The sequence below is a fragment of the Aeromonas sp. 602200 genome, from assembly GCF_049173895.1.
GTDB classification, from domain to species: Bacteria; Pseudomonadota; Gammaproteobacteria; order Enterobacterales; family Aeromonadaceae; genus Aeromonas; species Aeromonas veronii_A.
Window position 1 is genome coordinate 81,349 of record NZ_JAAKSL010000004.1, and the last position, 20,143, is coordinate 101,491.

General features: G+C 59.9%; 17 protein-coding genes. 4 read left to right on the plus strand and 13 right to left on the minus strand.

Annotated features, from left to right (window positions below; all coding sequences use genetic code 11):
- Positions 1-121 precede the first annotated feature (121 nt).
- Together lysS and prfB are read right to left on the minus strand one after the other, a co-directional pair.
- Positions 122-1,657, minus strand: a complete 1,536-nt coding sequence (gene lysS, locus G5221_RS07215) for a lysine--tRNA ligase (protein WP_005335201.1) — start codon at positions 1,655-1,657, stop codon at positions 122-124.
- A 16-nt stretch (positions 1,658-1,673) separates the two neighbouring features.
- A protein-coding gene (gene prfB, locus G5221_RS07220) for a peptide chain release factor 2 (protein WP_100645262.1) occupies positions 1,674-2,772 on the minus strand; the annotation gives its coding sequence in 2 pieces (ribosomal slippage) (positions 1,674-2,696 and positions 2,698-2,772; 1,098 coding nt in all).
- A 256-nt stretch (positions 2,773-3,028) separates the two neighbouring features.
- Between prfB and G5221_RS07225 the strand changes: the two genes are divergently transcribed.
- Complete coding sequence (locus G5221_RS07225) at positions 3,029-4,900, plus strand: methyl-accepting chemotaxis protein (protein ID WP_058057175.1); 1,872 nt, start codon at positions 3,029-3,031, stop codon at positions 4,898-4,900.
- Positions 4,901-5,140: 240 nt separating this feature from the next.
- Here the strand turns inward: G5221_RS07225 and gltS are convergent, their stop codons facing one another.
- On the minus strand, positions 5,141-6,340 hold the full coding sequence (gltS, locus tag G5221_RS07230) for a sodium/glutamate symporter (RefSeq protein WP_005348115.1): 1,200 nt from the start codon (positions 6,338-6,340) through the stop codon (positions 5,141-5,143).
- A gap of 446 nt (positions 6,341-6,786) precedes the next feature.
- Here gltS and ansA point away from each other — a divergent pair, with 446 nt between their 5' ends.
- Positions 6,787-7,794: an asparaginase gene (ansA, locus tag G5221_RS07235; protein ID WP_005335195.1), complete on the plus strand. Its 1,008-nt coding sequence runs from the start codon at positions 6,787-6,789 to the stop codon at positions 7,792-7,794.
- 250 nt (positions 7,795-8,044) lie between these two features.
- Here the strand turns inward: ansA and G5221_RS07240 are convergent, their stop codons facing one another.
- Together G5221_RS07240 and G5221_RS07245 are read right to left on the minus strand one after the other, a co-directional pair.
- Complete coding sequence (locus tag G5221_RS07240) at positions 8,045-8,338, minus strand: YeaC family protein (protein ID WP_421263024.1); 294 nt, start codon at positions 8,336-8,338, stop codon at positions 8,045-8,047.
- Between the two features lie 87 nt (positions 8,339-8,425).
- The gene (locus G5221_RS07245; RefSeq protein WP_021229728.1) at positions 8,426-9,859 is read right to left on the minus strand and encodes a glyceraldehyde-3-phosphate dehydrogenase; all 1,434 of its coding nucleotides are present in this window, start codon (positions 9,857-9,859) and stop codon (positions 8,426-8,428) included.
- Between the two features lie 211 nt (positions 9,860-10,070).
- On the opposite strand from G5221_RS07245, the gene G5221_RS07250 reads away from it, so the two are divergent.
- Together G5221_RS07250 and G5221_RS07255 are read left to right on the plus strand one after the other, a co-directional pair.
- Positions 10,071-10,871: a DUF2989 domain-containing protein gene (locus G5221_RS07250; RefSeq protein ID WP_227342060.1), complete on the plus strand. Its 801-nt coding sequence runs from the start codon at positions 10,071-10,073 to the stop codon at positions 10,869-10,871.
- A gap of 7 nt (positions 10,872-10,878) precedes the next feature.
- A complete protein-coding gene (locus tag G5221_RS07255; RefSeq protein WP_421263025.1) occupies positions 10,879-11,439 on the plus strand; it encodes an NUDIX hydrolase in 561 nt (186 codons plus the stop codon).
- A gap of 106 nt (positions 11,440-11,545) precedes the next feature.
- On the opposite strand, the gene lipA is transcribed toward G5221_RS07255, so the two are convergent.
- The 8 genes from lipA to mrdA form a co-directional block, all read right to left on the minus strand.
- Positions 11,546-12,511: a lipoyl synthase gene (gene lipA / locus G5221_RS07260; protein ID WP_139740976.1), complete on the minus strand. Its 966-nt coding sequence runs from the start codon at positions 12,509-12,511 to the stop codon at positions 11,546-11,548.
- A complete protein-coding gene (gene lipB / locus G5221_RS07265; protein WP_216953013.1) occupies positions 12,508-13,185 on the minus strand; it encodes a lipoyl(octanoyl) transferase LipB in 678 nt (225 codons plus the stop codon). Before lipB ends, lipA begins: the two co-directional genes overlap by 4 nt.
- Before the next feature lie 62 nt (positions 13,186-13,247).
- On the minus strand, positions 13,248-13,511 hold the full coding sequence (gene ybeD, locus G5221_RS07270) for a DUF493 family protein YbeD (RefSeq protein ID WP_005348100.1): 264 nt from the start codon (positions 13,509-13,511) through the stop codon (positions 13,248-13,250).
- Between the two features lie 292 nt (positions 13,512-13,803).
- Positions 13,804-15,000 (minus strand): D-alanyl-D-alanine carboxypeptidase family protein, encoded by a 1,197-nt coding sequence (locus G5221_RS07275; protein WP_216953014.1) that lies wholly within the window; start codon positions 14,998-15,000, stop codon positions 13,804-13,806.
- 184 nt (positions 15,001-15,184) lie between these two features.
- Positions 15,185-16,165 (minus strand): septal ring lytic transglycosylase RlpA family protein, encoded by a 981-nt coding sequence (locus G5221_RS07280; protein WP_266134352.1) that lies wholly within the window; start codon positions 16,163-16,165, stop codon positions 15,185-15,187.
- On the minus strand, positions 16,107-17,105 hold the full coding sequence (mltB, locus tag G5221_RS07285) for a lytic murein transglycosylase B (protein ID WP_123172493.1): 999 nt from the start codon (positions 17,103-17,105) through the stop codon (positions 16,107-16,109). The genes G5221_RS07280 and mltB overlap by 59 nt, the downstream gene beginning before the upstream one ends.
- Entirely contained in the window at positions 17,105-18,208 is a 1,104-nt protein-coding gene (gene rodA, locus G5221_RS07290; protein WP_005335170.1) for a rod shape-determining protein RodA, read from the minus strand. Before rodA ends, mltB begins: the two co-directional genes overlap by 1 nt.
- Positions 18,201-20,123 carry a penicillin-binding protein 2 gene (mrdA, locus tag G5221_RS07295; protein WP_266134351.1) on the minus strand — a complete coding sequence of 641 codons (1,923 nt, stop codon included), beginning with the start codon at positions 20,121-20,123 and terminating at the stop codon, positions 18,201-18,203. Before mrdA ends, rodA begins: the two co-directional genes overlap by 8 nt.
- Positions 20,124-20,143: the final 20 nt, after the last annotated feature.

Consider the following 20,143-nt stretch of genomic DNA (forward strand, 5'->3'; position numbering starts at 1 on the left):
TCTTTATTCCATTATTGAATTTTGAAAGTGATTTTGCGGTAAAGGAGATAGAAAAACGCCCCGCTGTTGCGGGGCGTTTTCAAGCTATCGCGCTCGGGATGGATCCCGGCGGGCATGAACCTTACTTCTGCGGACGCAGGGCCGGGAACAGAATGACGTCACGGATGGTGTGGCTGTTGGTGAACAGCATCACCAGACGGTCGATACCGATACCCTGACCGGCAGTCGGCGGCAGGCCGTGTTCCAGCGCGGTGACGAAGTCGGCGTCGTAGAACATGGCTTCGTCGTCGCCAGCTTCTTTCTGATCAACCTGATCCTGGAAGCGCTTGGCCTGGTCTTCTGCATCGTTCAGCTCGGAGAAGCCGTTGGCCAGCTCGCGGCCACCGATGAAGAATTCGAAGCGGTCGGTTACATCCGGGTTCACGTCGTTGCGACGAGCCAGCGGAGAAACGGCTGCCGGGTACTCGGTGATAAAGGTTGGTTGCAGCAGCATGTGCTCCACGGTCTCTTCGAAGATCGCGGTGATCACGTGGCCCAGCTCCCACCCCTTCATCAGCTCGATGTGCAGACGCTTGGCAACGGCCTTGGCGCTCTCGAGGGTAGCCAGATCATCCAGGGTCACATCCGGGTTGAACTTCAGGATGGACTCGACCATGGTGAGGCGCTGGAACGGCTGACCGAAATCGATGGTCAGGCCCTCTTCGCCCTCTTTGGCGTAACGGATCTTGGTGTCGCCCAGGATGTCCTGCGCCAGGGTGCGCAGCAGCTCTTCGGTCAGGTCCATCAGATCGATGTAGTCGGCGTAGGCCATGTAGAACTCGATCATGGTGAACTCGGGGTTGTGACGAACCGAGATACCTTCGTTACGGAAGTTGCGGTTGATCTCGTAGACACGCTCGAAGCCACCGACTACCAGACGCTTCAGATAGAGCTCCGGAGCGATACGCAGGTACATGTCGATGTCCAGCGCATTGTGGTGAGTGACGAACGGACGCGCGGAGGCACCACCCGGAATGACTTGCATCATCGGGGTTTCCACTTCCATGAAGCGCTTTTCGTTGAAGAACTTGCGGATACCGGCAACCACCTGGGTGCGGATCATGAAGGTCTTGCGGGACTCTTCGTTGGCGATCAGATCCAGGTAGCGCTGGCGGCAGCGAGCTTCCTGGTCGGTCAGGCCTTTGTGCTTCTCGGGCAGCGGACGCAGTGCCTTGGTCAGCAGGCGGATATCGGAAACGTGAACGGAGAGCTCACCGGTCTGGGTCTTGAACAGGGTACCTTCGACACCCACGATGTCGCCCAGATCCCACTTCTTGAACTGCTCGTTGTAGAAACCTTCCGGCAGGTCGTCACGGGTGACGTAGACCTGGATCTTGCCGGCCATGTCCTGCAGGGTGGCGAAAGAAGCCTTGCCCATGATCCGGCGGGTCATGATGCGACCGGCAATCTTCACCCGTTTACCCAGGCTCGTCAGCTCCTCGGCGCTTTTGTCGTCGAACTCTGCGTGCAGATCGCCAGAGAGGCTGTCGCGACGGAAGTCGTTGGGGAAAGGATTACCCTGGGCGCGCAGGGCGGCCAGCTTGGAACGACGCTCGGTCATCTCGTTGTTGAGTTCGAGAGTTTGGTCGACTTCCGGAGTGATGGTTTGTTCAGACATGGTGATTCCTGCTTGTTTACAGACCTGATTTCAGGCTGGCTTCGATAAACTTGTCCAAGTCACCGTCGAGCACCGATTGGGTATTACGGGTTTCGACGCCGGTGCGCAGATCCTTGATACGGGAGTCATCCAGCACATAGGAACGGATCTGGCTGCCCCAACCGATATCAGACTTGGTCTCTTCCAGGGCTTGTTTCTCAGCGTTCTGCTTCTGAATTTCCAGCTCGTAGAGCTTGGCTTTCAGCTGCTTCATACACTGGTCTTTGTTTTTGTGCTGGGAACGGTCGTTCTGGCACTGTACCACGACACCGGTCGGTACGTGGGTAATACGCACCGCGGATTCGGTTCGGTTAACGTGCTGACCGCCGGCACCGGAGGCACGGTAGACGTCGATCCGCAGATCCGCCGGGTTGATCTCGATATCGATATCGTCGTCGATCTCGGGGTAGACGAACACAGAACAGAAGGAGGTGTGACGGCGGCCACCGGAATCGAACGGAGACTTGCGAACCAGACGGTGTACGCCGGTTTCGGTACGCAGCCAGCCGAACGCATATTCGCCGGTGAACTTGATGGTGGCGGATTTGATACCGGCCACGTCGCCTTCGGAGCATTCAATCAGCTCGGGCTTGTAACCGTGGGCATCGCCCCAGCGCAGGTACATGCGCAGTACCATGTTGGCCCAATCCTGTGCTTCGGTACCACCGGAGCCGGACTGGATGTCGATATAGCAGTCGGAGCCGTCGTGCTGACCGGAGAACATGCGGCGGAACTCGAGATCCACCAGCTTGGCTTCCAGCTGTTCGGATTCGGCGATGGCTTCGTTGAAGGTCTCTTCGTCTTCCCCTTCCACGGCCAGGCTCACCAGCATCTCGACGTCATCCACGCCCTGGGTCAGGGTGTCGATGGTGCCGACCACGTTTTCCAGCGCTACGCGCTCTTTGCCCAGCGCCTGTGCGCGCTCGGGTTCATTCCATACGTCCGGCTGTTCCAGCTCGGCGTTGACCTCTTCTAGACGCTCTTTCTTGGCGTCATAGTCAAAGGTACCCCCTAAGAAGCTCGGTCCGCTCAGACAGCTCCTTAAGTTTATTTAATACGGGATTAACTTCGAACATCGTGAAAACTCTCAGGGTCGATGTGATTTAAAAACGGGATATTCTAGCCAATTGTGGAAGGAATAAACAGGGTTGCCTTGGCTTGTGCGGCTCATGCCGTCAATTTCTGGTGCACTTTTCTCCACCTCGGTAGAAAATATCGCCCGCCGACCCATTTTCAGGTTCAGTTTTGGCCATTCGGGTCGCTAATGACTACGTGTAGTGTTGTGCAATTTAGGGAAAAACCCGCTCCTCACCTCAATAAGAAGAACACATGATGAAAAACCTGTCACTCAAGCAGAAGATACTGTTGTCAGTGGTGATCGCCCTTTCGTTGGTGATTTTGTTGCTCTCCTGGCAGAGCTATAGCAGCCAGAAGTCCCTGTTGCTGCAAGGCAGCCAGGAGCAGTTGCAACGGCTGGGTACCCAGCAGGCCGAGCGTGTCAGCGACTGGCTCGCCGCCCGTCGCGACGTGATCCAGGCGCTCGGCAACAAAGCCGGTGCCGAACCCCTCAATGCCTTGCAACAGGCACAAGTTTCCGGCCGTTTCCAGCTCACCTATTTCGGTGAGAGCAGCGGCAAGATGAATGACTCCGATCCTTCCATCAACCGCGATGGCTACGACCCGCGCTCCCGCGGCTGGTATCAGGAGGCGATGAGCAAAGGTGGCCTGATTGTCACCAAACCCTATCTCGATGTGGCTTACAACATCATGGTGGTGACCCTGGCCCAGCCGGTTTCTGGCGGGGTCGTCGGTGGTGACCTCTCCATCGCCTCGCTGGTGGAAGACGTGACCAAGATGCAACTGCCTGCCGATGGTTTCGCCATCATGATGCACAAGGATGGCACCATCATCGCCTACAAGGATGCCGCCAAGGCGATGAAACCGGCCAGCGAGATCGACAACGATCTGACCAATGCGCTGATTGAGCAGAGCAAGTCGAGCAAGGATCTGGTTCCGGCCTACTTCGACAGCGAAGGTCGCGACAAGCTGCTGTGGGCGGCTGATATTCCCGACACAGACTGGGAACTGGTGCTGGTGCTGGACAAGGCCGCGCTGGAAGCGCCGCTCTCCTCCCTGCTGATGACCCAGCTGGGCATGGCGCTGCTGGTGCTGGTGGGTAGTATCCTCGCTATCTCCTGGCTGGTCAGCATGCTGCTTGGCCCGCTCACCAAGGTCTCCCAGGCGTTGGCCCGCATTGCCGATGGTAACGGCGATCTGACCCAGCGCATCAAGATCGACGCCAACGACGAAGTGGGCCAACTGGCCAACAGCTTCAACCGTTTCGTCGGCAGCCAGCATCAGCTGATCGGCAATATCCGCCAGCTGGCCAACGAGTTGAACGCCGATGCCGAGCGCAGTCTGGTGACCAACCAGGCCGCGGTGGACGAACTGCAGCGTCAGCAGCAGGAGGTGACTATGGTCGCCACGGCAGTCACCGAGATGGCGAGCGCCACCATGGAGATCGCCGGCAACGCCGAGAACACCGCCGCTGCTGCCCAGCAATCTGCCCAGAGCAGTGAGCAGGGCAAGATGCTGGTCAACAAGACCCGCCAGTCCATCAATGGTCTGGCCGAAGAGGTGGGGCAGGCGACCGAGGTGATCGGCGAGCTGAGCCGCCACGCGCAGGCGATCACCAGCATCCTCTCCACCATTCAGGGCATTGCCGAGCAGACCAACCTGCTGGCGCTGAACGCAGCCATTGAAGCGGCCCGCGCCGGTGAGCAGGGTCGTGGTTTTGCGGTGGTGGCTGATGAGGTGCGGGTGCTGTCGCGCCGTACTCAGGACTCCACCCAGCAGATCCAGTCCACCATCGAGACCCTGCAACAGACCACTGCCCGTGCGGTGAGCCTGATGCAGACCAGTCAGGGGCTGGCGGACAACAGCGTGCAGGATGCCGATCAGGCGGTGCGCGCGCTGGAAGAGATCACCAGTGCCATCTCCCTCATCTCCGACATGGCGGGCCAGATCGCCACTGCCGCCGAGGAGCAGACCCAGGTGACCGGCGAGATCACCCAGAACACCACCGCCATCAAGGATGTGAGTGACGAGATCACCGCCGCTGCCATGCGCGATCTGGATCAGGCCCACAGCCTTAAAGGGCGTGCTGCTGACCTTAACCAGCAGGTGTCGACCTTTATCCTGTAAGGTGCAACTCACGGCCTGTTCCGGCTGAGATAAACAAGCCCCGCCCTCTGTCGAGTGCGGGGCTTTTTGTTGTTCGGGGGAGTGCGGGATGTGGGGATTCCGGGTAGTCCGGGTTGCTCGCGGGTCACCTTGATGGCGGATACGAGCCCCGGCTCTGCCTGCGTCAGTTGGCGAGTAGAGAACAAACAAAGAGCCCACCGAAAGGTGGGCTCTGATCATATACGTCTGACGGAAAGGGAATTACAGGAATGGCATCGCCATAAACAGCTTGATCACCATGGCGTTGATGATGTCGATAAAGAAGGCGCCCACCATGGGCACCACCAGAAACGCCAGGTGGGAGGGACCGAAGCGCTGGGTAATGGCCTGCATGTTGGCGATGGCTGTCGGGGTGGCCCCCAAGCCAAAGCCGCAGTGACCTGCCGCCAGCACGGCCGCATCGTAATTTTTGCCCATGACCCGGAAGGTGACGAAGATGGCGTAGAGCGCCATCGCCACGGTCTGGGCGGCCAGCAGGATGAAGATGGGCAGCGCCAGGCTGGCCAGATCCCACAGTTTCAGGCTCATCAGTGCCATGGCGAGGAACAGCGACAGGCTGACGTTGCCCAGCAGGGAGACTTCTCGATCGCTCACCTCATGCCAGTTCAGCAGGGTCAGGACGTTGCGCAGCAGCACGCCGACAAACAGCACGCAGACAAAGATCGGCAGCTCGAAGGCGCCCCCTTTGAGCGAGGCGGAGAGCAGCTCGCCGCCCTTGAGGCTGATGGCGATCAGCGCCAGCGTTTCGATAACGCTGAAAGTGGTGAGGGGGCGCTCCATATCCGGCATTTCGAAGCCCTGGGGGGCCTCATCCTGATTGTGCTCCTCACCGGGCACCTGCACTTTCTTCACCAGATAGCGAGCGACGGGACCACCGATCAGGCCGCCCAGCACCAGACCGAAGGTGGCACAGGCGATGGCGAGCTCAGCGGCGGATTGCACCCCGTATTTCTCGGAGAAGGTGGCACTCCAGGCCGCACCGGTGCCGTGGCCGCCGGAGAGGGTGATGGAGCCGGCCAGCAGCCCCATGTGGGGATCCAGACCGAGCAGGGTCGCCAGACCGACGCCCAGACTGTTTTGTACCAGCAGCAGGCCGGTGACCACCATCAGGAAGGTAACCACCGCCTTGCCGCCGCGTTTCAGGCTGGCGAGATCGGCGGAGAGACCGATGGAGGCGAAGAAGGCCAGCATCAGCGGGGTTTGCAGGCTGGTATCAAATTGCAGCTCCATCTGCAGGGTGGAGCGCAGCAGCAGCAGTACCAGCGCGACCACCAGGCCGCCGGCTACCGGTTTGGGGATGTTGAAGGTACGCAGCAGCCCGACTCGGGTAACCAACACCCGGCCAAGCAGCAATACCAGAGTGGCAGCGACCAGCGTTGCGTAGGAATCAAGTTGTAACATTCAGTACTCCCATGTTGATTGGCTGTGTCTTTCATAGCAAAAGACTTACAGATTCAGCCGGGATGAAAACAGTGTGGCTTATGTGCCAGCAAAGAAGGGGAAACATCTCCCCGCCCCAGGAAAGATGGGGCTTGTGCGGGCCTGAAATGCTCAGGCATCCAGATGAGATTTTAGTAAAATCCGGCGGATTGTAGCAAAAAGCATCGTTTAATTCCATCTTTGTCGTATTAATGCTCGTTTTAGTGGTTTATTGTGACATTTAACACTATGTAGGTAGAGGGCAGAAAAGCCGAAAAGGGTGCATGGAACGGCTGTCATTTGGGGCGCCAGTCTCTATAATTCGCCGGTTTCCGCTGCACGCAGAGGCGCTGGCGGGTGTTGACATTGTGGTTCACCCCGACATGGTTCATATTCCGGCGGTGTTCACTTCATCAAGAGGAGAGGGTGTGAAGAAGTCTATCTACATTGCCTACACAGGCGGCACCATTGGGATGCAGCGTTCCGATCACGGCTACGTGCCGATGGCGGGCTTTATGGAAGACTGTCTGGCGCGGATGCCCGAGTTCCACCGCCCCGAGATGCCGGATTACCATATCCACGAATATGCGCCCCTCATCGACTCCTCCGACATGACCCCGGCGGATTGGCAGCGTATCGCCGAGGATATTCGCGACAACTACGAGAAATACGATGGTTTCGTGATCCTGCATGGCACCGACACCATGTCGTTTACCGCCTCGGCGCTCTCTTTCATGCTGGAAGATCTGCACAAGCCGGTCATCATCACCGGCTCCCAGATCCCGTTGGCCGAGTTGCGCTCCGACGGTCAGCAGAATCTGCTCAACGCCCTCTATATCGCGGCCAACTACCCGATCCACGAGGTGACGCTGTTCTTCAACAACCAGCTCTATCGCGGCAACCGCAGCAAGAAGGTGCATGCAGACGGCTTCCACGCCTTCGACTCCCCCAACTATCCGCCGCTGCTCAATGCCGGGATCGCCATCTCGCTGGAGGCGGGCGAGCTGGGCGTGCCCTCCGAGCGGCCGCTGGTGCTGCACGACATCACCCCCCAGCCCATCGGCGTGGTGACCCTCTATCCGGGGATCTCCAGCGAGGTGATCGCCAACATCCTGCAACAGCCGGTGAAGGCGCTGATCCTGCTGTCATTCGGGGTCGGCAATGCGCCGCAAAACCCGGCCATGCTGGCGCTGCTCTCCGAGGCTTCGGCCCGCGGCGTCATCATCGTCAACCTGAGCCAGTGCCTGCACGGCAAGGTCAATATGGGGGGCTATGCCACCGGCAACGCCCTGTCGCGGGCTGGGGTGATCTCGGGCTTTGACATGACCGCTGAAGCTGCACTCACCAAGCTGCACTTCCTGCTGAGCCAAGACTTGCCATCCCACCGCATTCGCGAGCTGATGCAGCAGTCCCTGCGTGGGGAGCTGACTCCCTGAGAAACTGTCCACGATCTTACTGCGAAGCCGTGATCAAGGCTCATGTGCTGCTCGCGTGTTTGTGAACCAGAGGCTCACGTATATCTATACGCTCCGCTTCCTGCGCTGCTCTTCACCTTGCTGACGTCTTCTCGCTACAGGTCGTGAACAGCTTCTGACCTCCCCACCATGGGGAGAGTGGAAAAAGAGGGGAGCCATTATGGCTCCCCTCATTCGTTTCGTTACCGCGATCAGTGACGTGTGGCCTGCCTCAGTGGTGGAGGTCGACCCGGACTATCTCTTCCTCGTCGCGATACTGACGCTTGAGCTCGCTCTTGCTCTTCATCACGATCTCGCCGTCACGGCCGATGTTCATATGTTCGGGGTTGTCGAGGTGCATCGCCTGCCAGGCCATCACGGCTTGCAGGGAGGTGGCCTTCTGCTCGTCGGTCAGGGGCTTGCCATCGGGCCACTTGCCCAGCTCGACTGCGGTCTTGAGCCGCTCGTACACCTCTGCGGGCATCTGCCTGATTGCTTGCAAAAACTCACCCTGTTGAAACGACATTCGACCTCTCCTTGAACTATTGAGCCATAAACTGCGGGGTTAGCCCGGCAGATCCTGGCGGGCTGTGCAGGTAAACCCTATCGGGGTCTATGCAGGTAGATCCTGGCGGACTACGCCAGCCATCTGCTCCATCACCCTCACTACCTGACAACTGTACCCGAACTCGTTGTCATACCATACGTAGAGCACGCAGTGATCCCCCTCGGCGATGGTCGCCTGGGAGTCAACGATGCCCGCATAACGGGAACCTACCATGTCGGAGGAGACCAGCTCGGTGCTGGCGCTGAAGTCGATCTGGCGATGGAGGGCCGAGCTTAGCGCCATCTGCTGCAGATAGGCGTTGAGGCTCTCCCGATCGGTGGCCTGCTCCAGCGACAGATTGATAATCGCCAGCGAGACGTTGGGGGTCGGTACCCGGATGGCGTTGCCGGTCAGCTTGCCCTTGAGCTCGGGCAGCGCCTTGGCCACCGCCTTGGCGGCGCCGGTGCTGGTCATCACCATATTGAGGGCCGCGCTGCGACCGCGGCGCTCGCCTTTGTGGTAGTTGTCGATGAGGTTCTGATCGTTGGTGTAGGAGTGGACCGTCTCCACGTGGCCGTGGCGGATGCCGAACCGCTCCTGCATTACCTTGAGCACCGGGGTGATGGCGTTGGTGGTACAGGAGGCGGCGGAGATGATCCTGTCATCCGGGCCTATCACCTCATGGTTGACCCCGAACACCACGTTCTTCATCTCCCCTTTGCCGGGGGCAGTCAGCAGCACCTTGCCGGCACCGCGTGCTTTCAGGTGTTCGGAGAGGCCTGCCTCGTCACGCCATACCCCGGTGTTGTCGACGATCAGCGCATCGTGAATGCCGTAGGCGGTGTAGTCGATGTCAGCCGGGCTATTGGCGTAGATCACCTGAATGAAGGTGCCGTTGGCGATGATGGCGCTGCGCTCCACATCCACCTCGATGGAGCCGTTGAAGGGACCGTGCACCGAGTCGCGGCGCAGCAGGCTGGCGCGTTTTTCCAGATCCCCGTCGCGACCACCGCGTACCACGATGGCGCGCAGGCGCAGCGGATTGGCAGCGCCGGTGCGCTCGATCAGCAGGCGGGCCAGCAGGCGGCCGATACGGCCAAAGCCGTAGAGCACCACGTCGGTCGGCTGCGGCATCTGGCTGCGGCCAAGGGCCGGTGCCAGTCGCGCTTGCAGATAGTCCTCGATCCCCGCCTCATCCTGATGATCCTGCCAGTAGCCGACTGCCAGCTTGCCAAGGTCTACCTCGGCGGCGGTGGGTTTGAGGGCAACGATGGCCTGAAGCAGGGGGAAGCTTTGCTGGATGGGGAGGGGAGCGCCCTGGTGGCGGCGGACGACCCGGTGGGCCTTGAGGATATCGATGGTGGAGGCGTTTTGCAGCGGGCGGCCGTAGAGGGTGATCTCGACCCCTTGTTGTCGGTAGAGGCGACCAATCAAGGGCTGCATGGCTTCGGCGAGCTCCTGGCTCTCCTGCCACGCTTGCAAGTAGTGCTCGTGGGTCATTGACCAGATCCTTTATTTCACGTTGTTGGTGTAAATAGAAAATTCGTCGAATGCAGATCAGTGTAGGGGTCTATATTTCGTTATATTATTCTGCAATCGCGGCCTTATATGGCGCGCGCATTGTAATGGATATGTAACCGGTTTGCTAGCCGGTGGTGGCCGACAGAGGCTTCAGTTGTTACCAACCCGCGTTACCAACAAGATGTGAATCATGGCCAATTTCCCCCTGCGACAGACCTTCATCATGCTTTCAGTCGGCCTTGCCGTAGCTGGCTGCAATGACGATCGGATCCACAATATCTGCAGCAACCATGCCGAGCTCTGTCAGGATCTGGTGGACGATGGCTGGTGTCGCTACGAGCGTACCGATGTGATCCGCAGCCGCTTCTATCTCAAGGAGGAGGGAACGGATCGGCGCAAGTACGAGCTGATGCGCAACCTTGAGCGCTATCTTAAGTGTGCCGAGCGCTCTACCAACATCGAGTATAAGAATGCCCGCGAGCAGAAGAGCCCACGGGTGGAGGGGATGCTGGCGGCTGGCGAACAGTTGGCCCAGCTCGATGTGGCCACCCGCAACTCGCAGGATCCCTACTTGCTGCTCTGGCACTGGACCAACAACACCAACGAGCTGGCCCGTCAGCAGTTTATGGCGCTGGAAGGTAACAAGGTGCTCGACGAACCGGAACTTCAGCTGGCCCTTGGCGGAGCCTACGCCAAGAGCGACCCCGAGAAAGCTATTTCCATCATGCATCACGGCCTCTCCCTCTATCGGGAAGGTGACAAGATAAACAGCCGCCTGCTCACCTCCCTCAGCACCCTCTATATGGGCCAGAAGCAGTACGGGCTGGCCTATCTGTGGGGCAAGGTGAGTGAGTCTTTTCAGGATGCGCCAGAGGTCTCTGCCAGGCGTTTTGGTATTTATCACACCCTGAGCAAAACAGATCAGGATGCCTACGACGTGCGAGCGGCTGAAATAGTCGATCAACTGAAACATGGCAGCTATCGGCACTGAGGCTCTGATGATTGCACTATCCCCGGCCAGCTGCTGGCCCGCACCTTTTTCCCTCTCGTTTGTCCATGGCGAGGTGATCACCGATGGCCATACCCTGGAACGCCTTACGGTACGTGCCGTAGTACTCCGTGGCGACGAGTTGCTGCTGGTCCACTCCCGGGTCAACGGTGATCTGATGTTTCCTGGCGGCGGCGTTGAAGCGGGGGAAAACCACCATGTGGCGCTGGCCCGCGAGCTGAAGGAGGAGTGCGGTGCCGAGTTGCTGGAAGTAGGGACCCTGCTTGGCGAGACCCGGGAATACCGCGCCGCCCGCGAGCTGGGGTTCGATGCCTACTGCATCCGCTCGCTCTACTACTTGTGCCGGATTGGTGATCAACTGGTGGAGCCACAGCCACAGCCCTACGAGATCCGCCTTGGCTTCGTGCCCGGCTGGTTTGCCCTCGACGAAGCGCTGCAGACCAACAAGACCCAGCTGGCGGGGCCCTGTCCCCAGTGGACGGCGCGAGAGACCCGGGTGCTGGCCCAGTTGCAACGCTGGCATCAGCAGGGGGTCTTCGACCACGGCTGATGAGTAGATCAAGCTGCAACGGTCAGTGACACCAACAGAAAGAGCGCCAATAGGCGCTCTTTTTCATTGCGAGGGTGGCGGTTACTGGCCGCTCTATCGTGCGAGGTTACTTGACCTCTTCGCCCTTGGCTTGCAGATCCGCGTGATAGGAGGAGCGCACGAAAGGACCGCAGGCGGCGTGGGTAAAGCCCAGCTCCATGGCGACATCTTTCAGCTCGTCAAACTCTGCTGGCGGCACGTAGCGCTTGACCGGCAGGTGGTGGCGGCTTGGCTGCAGATACTGACCCAGGGTCAGCATGTTGACGCCGTGAGCGCGTAGATCCTTGAGCACCTCGACGATCTCTTCGTTGGTCTCGCCAAGGCCCATCATCAGACCGGACTTGGTCGGTACATGGGGGTGCATCTCCTTGATACGGCGCAGCAGCTCCAGCGACCACTTGTAGTCGGCACCCGGGCGAGCGACGCGATACATGCGCGGCGCAGTTTCCAGGTTGTGGTTGAAGACGTCCGGCGGCGTTTCGCGGAACACCTCAAGGGCCTGCTCCATCCGGCCACGGAAGTCCGGGGTCAGGATCTCGATGCGGGTCTGCGGGCTGTGCTCGCGGATCTCGCGGATGCAGTCGGCGAAGTGCTGGGCACCGCCGTCGCGCAGATCGTCGCGGTCCACCGAGGTGATCACCACATACTTGAGGTTCATCTCCTTGATGGTGAGCGCCAGCTTCTTCGGTTCTTCCGGATCGAGTGCCAGCGGGCGGCCGTGGGCCACGTCGCAGAAGGGGCAGCGACGGGTGCAGATCGCGCCCATGATCATGAAGGTGGCCGTGCCGTGGTTGAAACACTCCGCCAGGTTGGGGCAGGAAGCCTCTTCACAGACCGAGTGCAGCTTGTTCTTGCGCAAGGTGCTCTTGATGTGTTCGATCTTCTGGCTGGAAGGGGGGAGTTTGATCCGCATCCAGTCCGGCTTGCGAAGGATTTCTTCGTTGGGATCCGGCATGAATTTCACCGGGATCAGGGCCATCTTGTCGCCATCGCGCAGCTTGACGCCCGGCTCCATACGAACGGGTTTGCTCATGATTCACTCTCGGTGTTTGTTATTGTCTGATAGCCAATCAGGCTGGCCAGTTCGGCCACCAGAATGGATTGCGCCTCGGCCACGCTCTGCGGGCCGCCCAGGGCGCTGGTCTGGGTCATGGCCATGCCCGCATAGCCGCACGGATTGATGTGCAGGAAGGGGGTCATGTCCATGTTGATGTTGAGGGCCAGCCCGTGGAACGAGCAACCCTTGCGGATGCGCAGTCCCAGCGAGGCCAGTTTGGCCTCCATGCCAAGGTCATTTTTCACATAGACCCCGGGGGCATCTGCCTTGGCATAGGCCTGGATATTGCTTTTGGCCAGGGTGTTGATGATGGCTGTTTCCAGCGCGGTCACCAGCTCGCGCACCGAGAATTTGCAGCGGCGGACATCCACCAGGACGTAGAGTACCAGCTGGCCCGGGCCGTGATAGGTCACCTGACCGCCGCGATCGCTCTGCACCACCGGGATATTGCCCGGATTGAGCAGGTGTTCGGCCTTGCCGGCCTGGCCCTGGGTGTAGACGGGGTCATGTTCGACCACCCAGAACTCGTCCGGGGTGTCGCTGGTGCGGTTGTCGGTGAAGGCTTTCATGGCGTCCCATACCGGCTGGTAGGGGCGGCGACCCAGCTGCCTGACTATCAGGCTGTGCTGAGCGGGGATCTGGGATGACATGGTGTCCTCGTGGCGTGCTGCGGCCAAAAACAGTCGCCCCGCAGAACGGGGCGAGAGAGAAATTACAGTACGTATTTCACCAGCTCGATCTTGCCAAGCGCAGTGTACATCGCTTCGATGTGCTCTTTGCTCTGGGCTGTCACGGTCACGCGAACCGAGTGATAGTTGCCCTTGGAGCTGGGCTGGACGGTCGGGCTGTAGGTGCCCGGAGCATGCTGCTGCAGCACTTCAACCACCATATCCGGCAACGCAGGATCCGCGATGCCGAGTACCTTGAACGGGAATTTGCAGGGAAACTCCAGCAGTTCATCAAACTTGGTATTCATTTACTCACCTTTTTCGTCATCAGCATGATGACTTCATCTTGGATGGCTAGTGGCCGATGGCCCGTGGAGGCCGCCATTTCAAGTCTGTATGGGTGCGGCTAAACCCTATATGGGCGCCGCACACTCCGGGATCAAGGCCGGGAGCGGTCAGACAAGGATGGAAGTGCTGCTTTTTACCACAAATCAGGGTAAGGCGGAACCTGCAGTTTACAGGGTTATTCACTGCCATTGTCCGGCGCAGACAGCAGCGGCGCCTGTTGGCGCCGCTGTTTGGTGAGGATTGTGCGTCGGATTACTTGAACCAGCTGGTGACCAGCAGTACCAGGTAGTCCCACAGACGGCTCATCAAGCCACCTTCCTGCACCTCTTCCAGAGCGACCAGCGGTACCTGCTTGATCTCTTTGTCACCCTGCTTCAGGAACACGGTACCAACGCGTTGACCCTTGGCCAACGGGGCTTTCAGCTCGCTGTCGAGCTGGAAGTCAGCCTTCAGGTTGTTGCCCTGACCGCGGGTGACCAGCACGGAGACATCCTTGTCGACGCCCAGTTTCACTTCAGATTTGTCGCCCATCCAGATCTTCTGGGTGACCAGCTCTGTGCCTGCCTTGTACGGAGTCAGGCTCTGGAAGAAGCGGAAGCCATAGGTGAGCAGTTTCTTGCTCTCGGCGGCGCGGGAGGCTTCGCTGCTGGCGCCCAGTACCACGGCGATCAGGCGCATGCCTTCGTTGTTGGTGGCAGAGGAGACCAGGTTATAGCCGACCTGGCTGACGTGGCCGGTCTTGATGCCATCCACTTGCAGGGATTGATCCCACAGCAGGCGGTTGCGGTTGTGCTGGGTGATACCGTTGAAGACGAAGGATTTCTGGGAGTAGATCTTGTACTCCTCCGGCTGATCATGGATCAGTGCCTGACCCAGGCGGGCCATATCACGGGCTGTACTGTAGTGACCCTCTTCATCCAGACCGTGGGGGTTCTTGAACTGGGTGTCCTTCATGCCGAGCTTGGCGGCCCAGGCATTCATCAGGCTGGCGAAGGAGTCGGTACTGCCGGCCAGATGTTCGGCCATGGCGACGCAGGCATCGTTGCCGGACTGGATGATGATGCCCTTGTTCAGGTCATCGACAGAGACCTGCTTGCCCACCTCGATAAACATCTTGGAGGAGTCTGAGTAGTTCTTGGACCAGGCGTTCTGGCTGATGGTCACCATGTCGGTGCCCTTGATGTTCCCCTTGTGCAGCTCGTCGCCAACGATGTAGGAGGTCATCATCTTGGTCAGGCTAGCAGGGGGCAGACGCTCGTCGGCGTTCTGCTCGGCCAGCACCTGACCGGAGTAGTAGTCGATCAGGATATGGGCCTTGGCGGAGATCTCCGGCGCGGCGGGAACCACCACTGGGTTGGCGTTCGGCGTGGGTGTCGGCACCGGCGTATTGGCCTGAGCGGTTACGCTGATCAGTGAGGCCAGAAGAACTGAACGGGCAAATTTGGACATCTTGAAATTCCTGCGAGCCAGATGGGGATAAAATGCGGGCCTAACTATACCAGATGCGCCCGCAGGTTATAGTCCGACATGGCGATCATGACTGGTTTTTTATCCATCAATCCCTGCCATCACGCCATAAAGCGACGTGATGGCGGGGCCGGGAGATTGGTCACCGCCGCTGTCAGAGGAGGGATCAGGGCACGATAAAGGCCTGTTCCAGTCCCCCTTGCCGTACTTTTTCCAGCAGTGCGGCTTGTTTATCCGCCTCCACCGGGCCAATCAGCACCCGGAAAATGGCGCCATGAGCATCGATCCGGTAGGGCACGCCGTAACGCTGGGTCATCACCTTGCCCATCGCCTCGGCCCGATCCCGGGAGCCGCTGGCCAGTACCTGGATCATCTTGCCATCACCACTGCTGGCAGGAGCTGCGGTCTTGGCGGGAGCTGGCTTGACAGGTGCCGCTTTGGCGGGCGTGGTCGCGGGCGCCTTGACGGGAGCGGGTTCGGCAGCGGGAGTGGCCATCGCCAGTGCGGTTGGTTCACCCAGGAAGCCATCTTGCGACAGCGTGTTGGAGGCCGCAGCCGGAGTGGTCGGAGTCATTTCGATGGGCTTCATCGGCTCCATGATCACCATCTGATCCGGGGTGTCGCTGATCAGCTCCAGCCGTACTCGGGCCTCACCGCTGTCGACCATCTCCAGCTGCTTGGCCGCTGCGTAGGAGAGGTCGATCAGGCGCGGGCTGTTGAATGGACCGCGATCGTTGACCCGCACTATGGTCTCCAGCCCGTTGTCCAGATTGGTGACCCTCACATAGCTCGGGATGGGCAGGTTGCGGTGGGCGGCACTGAACAGCTTGCTGTCCAGCACATCGCCGTTGGCGGTCTTCTGGCCGTCCAGATCCGGCGACAGCCAGCTGGCGGTGCCCTCTTCGCTGTAGTGTTTGATGTCGCGCCACACCTCGTGCTTCTGCTTGCCGATCCAGTAGTCCCGGTTGCCGCTGGCACTCAGGGGCTCGGGGCGCGGAATGGCGCCGGTGGCTTGCGGGATCTCGATAACGGGTGGCTTGCTGACCGGTGCTTGCGGCTCTACGGGGGCGTTCTGTTCCGGCTGGCTGCTACAGGCGGCCAGCAACAAGCTCAGGCTGAGCGGGAGGAGTTTGTGACGAAGATGCATACGCTTCCTGAATGGCTTGGCTAAGTTGATACACCGCCATCGCATAGAGTGGGCTGCGATTGTAACGGGTGATCACATAAAAGTTATGCCGTGCGACCCAGTATTCCGGTCCATCGGCTTGGGCAAACGCCAGCAACTTGACCGGCGTCTGTGGGGCCAGCGGCGTGGCGAGCTCAATCCCTGCCGCCGCCAGTTCTGACCACTGTTGTGTTAACTCGGGCTCAGGCCTGAGTAGAGGTTCGACTGCCATCAACCCGATCTGGGCCGGTTCCACCACGGATTCGCCCCAGCGCCACTGGTGGCTGGCAAAATAGTTGGCCACGCTGCCGATGGCATCGACCGGGTTGGCAAACAGATCCCGCTTGCCATCCCCGTCAAAGTCGACGGCGTAGTGGCGGTAGCTGGAGGGCATGAACTGCCCCATCCCCATGGCGCCGGCATAGGAGCCCTTGAGGGCATCGAGTTGCCACCCTTCCTCTTTGGCCAGCACCACCAGCTGGGCAAACTCCTTGGCAAAGAAGTCGGCCCGCTCGGGGTAGTGAAACCCCAGGGTATAGAGGCTATCGAGCACCGGATGACGGCCCATCTGGCGACCATAGAAGGTTTCTACCCCTATGATGGCCACGATGAGCGAGGCGGGCACCCGATAGGTCTGCTCGGCTCGCGCCAGCGTGGCGGCATGTTGTTGCCAGAACAGCTGGCCGTCACGGATCCGATCCGGGGTAACGAACAGCGGCCGGTAGCGATGCCAGGGTTTGGCTTCCCACGGCTTGCTGATGGTGTCGAGCACCTCCTGCCGTAACTGGGCGCGGGCGACGGCAGCCTGCAACTCCGCCAGCGGCACCTGCTGCTGGTCGGCGAGCAGGGCCAACCGATCCGGCGCCACGGCGGCGGTCGCCATCGTGGTGGCGAGCGAGAGCAGCAATCCAACCCGTCTCATCAGGCGAGCAGTCTTCTATGAGTCTGGATGGACATCAGGATACCGAATCCGGCCATCAAGGTCACCATGGAGGTGCCGCCATAACTCACCAGCGGCAGGGGCACCCCCACCACCGGCAAGATGCCGCTCACCATGCCCATGTTGACGAACACATAGACGAAGAAGGTGAGGGTGATGGCGCCGCCCAGCAGTCGCTCGAAGCTGTTCTGGGCCTGCATCGAGATAAACAGGCAGCGGCTGATGACGTAGAGGTAGAGCACCAGCAGCAGGGCAACCCCCACCAGACCGAACTCCTCGCTGAATACAGCGAAAATAAAGTCGGTATGGCGCTCGGGCAGGAACTCCAGCTGGGACTGGGTCCCTTGCAACCACCCCTTACCAAAGACGCCGCCGGAGCCAATGGCAATCTTGGACTGGATGATGTGATACCCGCGGCCGAGCGGGTCTTTCTCCGGGTCGAGCAGCATCAGCACCCGCTGGCGCTGGTAGTCGTGCATCAGGAAGAACCAGAGCACCGGCATAAAGGCCAGCATCAGCAGGACCGCCAAACCGATCAGCCACCAGCTGAGCCCCGCCAGGAAGATGACGAAGAAGCCGGAGGCGGCCACCAGAATGGAGGTGCCAAGGTCAGGCTGCGCGGCGATCAGCAGGGTGGGCAGCAGCACCATGATGAGGGCGATCACCACATGGCTGAACTTGGGGGGCAGCGAGTGGCGACTGAGCCAGGCAGCCACCATGATGGGCATGGAGAGCTTCATCACCTCGGAGGGCTGGAACTTCATAAAGCCCAGATCGAGCCAGCGCTGGGCCCCCTTGCCGATGTGGCCGAATACGTCTACCGCAATCAGCATCAGCACCACCACGGCGAATAGCGGCACCGACCAGCGGGCGTAGAGGGAGGGGGGCAGCTGGGCCAGGCCGATCATCAGGGCAAATGCGAGACCGCCGCGCACCAGCTGGCGCACGATGGAGTCCATATCCTGACCGGAGGCGGAGTAGAGCACCACCATGGAGAGGGTCATCACGGCCAGCAGACCGAGCAGCAGGGGCAAGTCGATATGCAGCTTGTACCAGATGCTCTGCTGGCGGGCAGAATTACTCATTGGGGGCGACCTCACTGGGTTGGGACGGCTTTTCCGGTGCCGGTGGCAGTTGCGGATCAGGGGGCAGCAGATAGGCATCCAGCATCTGGCGTGCAATGGGCGATGCAGCTCGACCACCACCACCTCCGATGGAGTTTTCCAGTACCAGAGCTACCACCGCTTTGGGTGCCTCGAATGGGGCATAAGCAACGAACAAAGCGTTATCGCGATGCTCCGCCTTGACCGTCTTGATGTTGTAAACCTGATTTTCCTTCAAACCGACTACCTGGGCTGTGCCCGATTTGCCGCCTGAGGAGTAAGGCGCCTTGGCAAACGAGTGACGGCCACTGCCTTCACTGCCATGGTTGACTCGCCACATCCCATCCTGCGCCACTTTCCAGAAGCTGTCGTTCTTGAGCTTGAGGGCGATATTGGGGTTGATGGGGGCATCGACCACCCCCGCCTGGGAGGCGGTGCTCTTGAGCAGGTGCGGGGTGACGTCGTGACCATTCTGGGTCAGGATGCTGATCGCCTTGGCCAGTTGGAGCGGGGTGGCGCTCCAGTAGCCCTGACCGATACCGACAGAGATGGTGTCACCCTGATACCAGGGCTGGCGCCAACGGGCCATCTTCCAGTCACGGGACGGCATGACACCCTTGGTCTCTTCATAGAGATCGACCCCGGTGTACTGACCGAAGCCAAACTTGGTCATGTAGCTGTGGATCTTGTCGATGCCGACTCGATAGGCGAGATCGTAGAAGTAGGTATCTGCCGAGACCTCGATGGCGCGATAGACGTCGAGCCAGCCATGACCCCAGCGGCGCCAGTCGCGAAACTTCTTGGTGGTACCGGGAATGGAGAAGCTCGGGCCGCCGAAATAGCGGTAGCCCGGGGTGATGGCCCCCTCGTTGAGACCCATGATGGACATCATGGGCTTGACGGTGGAGGCAGGGGCATAAATGCCCTGAGTGGTGCGATTCACCAGTGGCCGCGCCGGATCGTTGAGCAGTGCCGAGTAGTTGGCGCTGGATATGCCTGTCACGAACAGGTTGGGGTCATAACTCGGGCTCGACTCCAGCGCCAGGATGGCACCGGTTTTCGGGTTCATCATCACGATGGCACCACGCTGGCCGGCCAGCAGTTGCTGGGCCTTGAGCTGCATCCGGACGTCGATATTGAGGTAGATATCCTTGCCCGGAACCGGAGGCTGGAACTTGAGGGTGCGGACAATCCGGCCGCGGTTGTTGACCTCGACCTCCTGATAACCCGCCACCCCGTGCAGCTCATCCTCGTAATACTTCTCCACCCCCTGCTTGCCGATATCCTTGGTGGCGGCATAGTTGGCGAGTTTGTCCTCTTTTTCGAGACGCTCCACGTCGCGGGTGTTGATCTTGGCCACATAACCCAGCGCATGGGTCAGGGTGTCGCCAAACGGGTAGTAGCGCTTGAGGTAGGCCTCGATGCTGGCGCCCGGGTAGTTATGCTGATTGACCGAGAAGAGGGCTACCTGATATTCGGTCAGCTTTTCGTAGAGAGGGACCGGCTTGAAGCGACGTTGGCGTTTCACCTCGGTCAGAAACTTCTCTTTGGTGCCTTCCGGCAGCCCCAGCAGGGCGATCAGCTGGTCAGCGGTTTTTTCAAGATCCCTAGTCTCTTCCGGGACGATTTCCAGACTGTAGACAGGGCGGTTCTCCGCCAGCAGCACGCCGTTGGTGTCGTAGATGAGACCCCGGGGTGGCGCCACCGGCACTACCCGGATGCGGTTGGAGTTGGAACGCGTCTGGTAGGTGTCGTAGGACTCGACCTGTAGATAATAGAGATTGCCCAGCAGCACCAGCATCAGCACGACGATGCCGATGTAGGCTACCAGGGTGCGCCGGAAGAACAGATTGCCCTCGGCACTGTGATCGCGCATTTCGATGCGTTGTTTCAGCATGCCTTTACCTCGGGTTTGTG

Excerpts from the sequence above, each read along its gene's own strand:
- G5221_RS07225 (WP_058057175.1), top strand. The coding sequence starts at position 3,029 with ATGAAAAACCTGTCACTCAAGCAGAAGATACTGTTGTCAGTGGTGATC.
- G5221_RS07245 (WP_021229728.1), bottom strand. The coding sequence starts at position 9,859 with ATGACCCACGAGCACTACTTGCAAGCGTGGCAGGAGAGCCAGGAGCTC.
- G5221_RS07250 (WP_227342060.1), top strand. The coding sequence starts at position 10,071 with ATGGCCAATTTCCCCCTGCGACAGACCTTCATCATGCTTTCAGTCGGC.
- lipB (WP_216953013.1), bottom strand. The coding sequence starts at position 13,185 with ATGTCATCCCAGATCCCCGCTCAGCACAGCCTGATAGTCAGGCAGCTG.
- gltS (WP_005348115.1), bottom strand. The coding sequence starts at position 6,340 with ATGTTACAACTTGATTCCTACGCAACGCTGGTCGCTGCCACTCTGGTA.
- G5221_RS07275 (WP_216953014.1), bottom strand. The coding sequence starts at position 15,000 with ATGTCCAAATTTGCCCGTTCAGTTCTTCTGGCCTCACTGATCAGCGTA.
- G5221_RS07240 (WP_421263024.1), bottom strand. The coding sequence starts at position 8,338 with ATGTCGTTTCAACAGGGTGAGTTTTTGCAAGCAATCAGGCAGATGCCC.
- mrdA (WP_266134351.1), bottom strand. The coding sequence starts at position 20,123 with ATGCTGAAACAACGCATCGAAATGCGCGATCACAGTGCCGAGGGCAAT.
- lipA (WP_139740976.1), bottom strand. The coding sequence starts at position 12,511 with ATGAGCAAACCCGTTCGTATGGAGCCGGGCGTCAAGCTGCGCGATGGC.
- G5221_RS07280 (WP_266134352.1), bottom strand. The coding sequence starts at position 16,165 with ATGCATCTTCGTCACAAACTCCTCCCGCTCAGCCTGAGCTTGTTGCTG.
- ybeD (WP_005348100.1), bottom strand. The coding sequence starts at position 13,511 with ATGAATACCAAGTTTGATGAACTGCTGGAGTTTCCCTGCAAATTCCCG.
- rodA (WP_005335170.1), bottom strand. The coding sequence starts at position 18,208 with ATGAGTAATTCTGCCCGCCAGCAGAGCATCTGGTACAAGCTGCATATC.
- lysS (WP_005335201.1), bottom strand. The coding sequence starts at position 1,657 with ATGTCTGAACAAACCATCACTCCGGAAGTCGACCAAACTCTCGAACTC.
- G5221_RS07255 (WP_421263025.1), top strand. The coding sequence starts at position 10,879 with ATGATTGCACTATCCCCGGCCAGCTGCTGGCCCGCACCTTTTTCCCTC.
- mltB (WP_123172493.1), bottom strand. The coding sequence starts at position 17,105 with ATGAGACGGGTTGGATTGCTGCTCTCGCTCGCCACCACGATGGCGACC.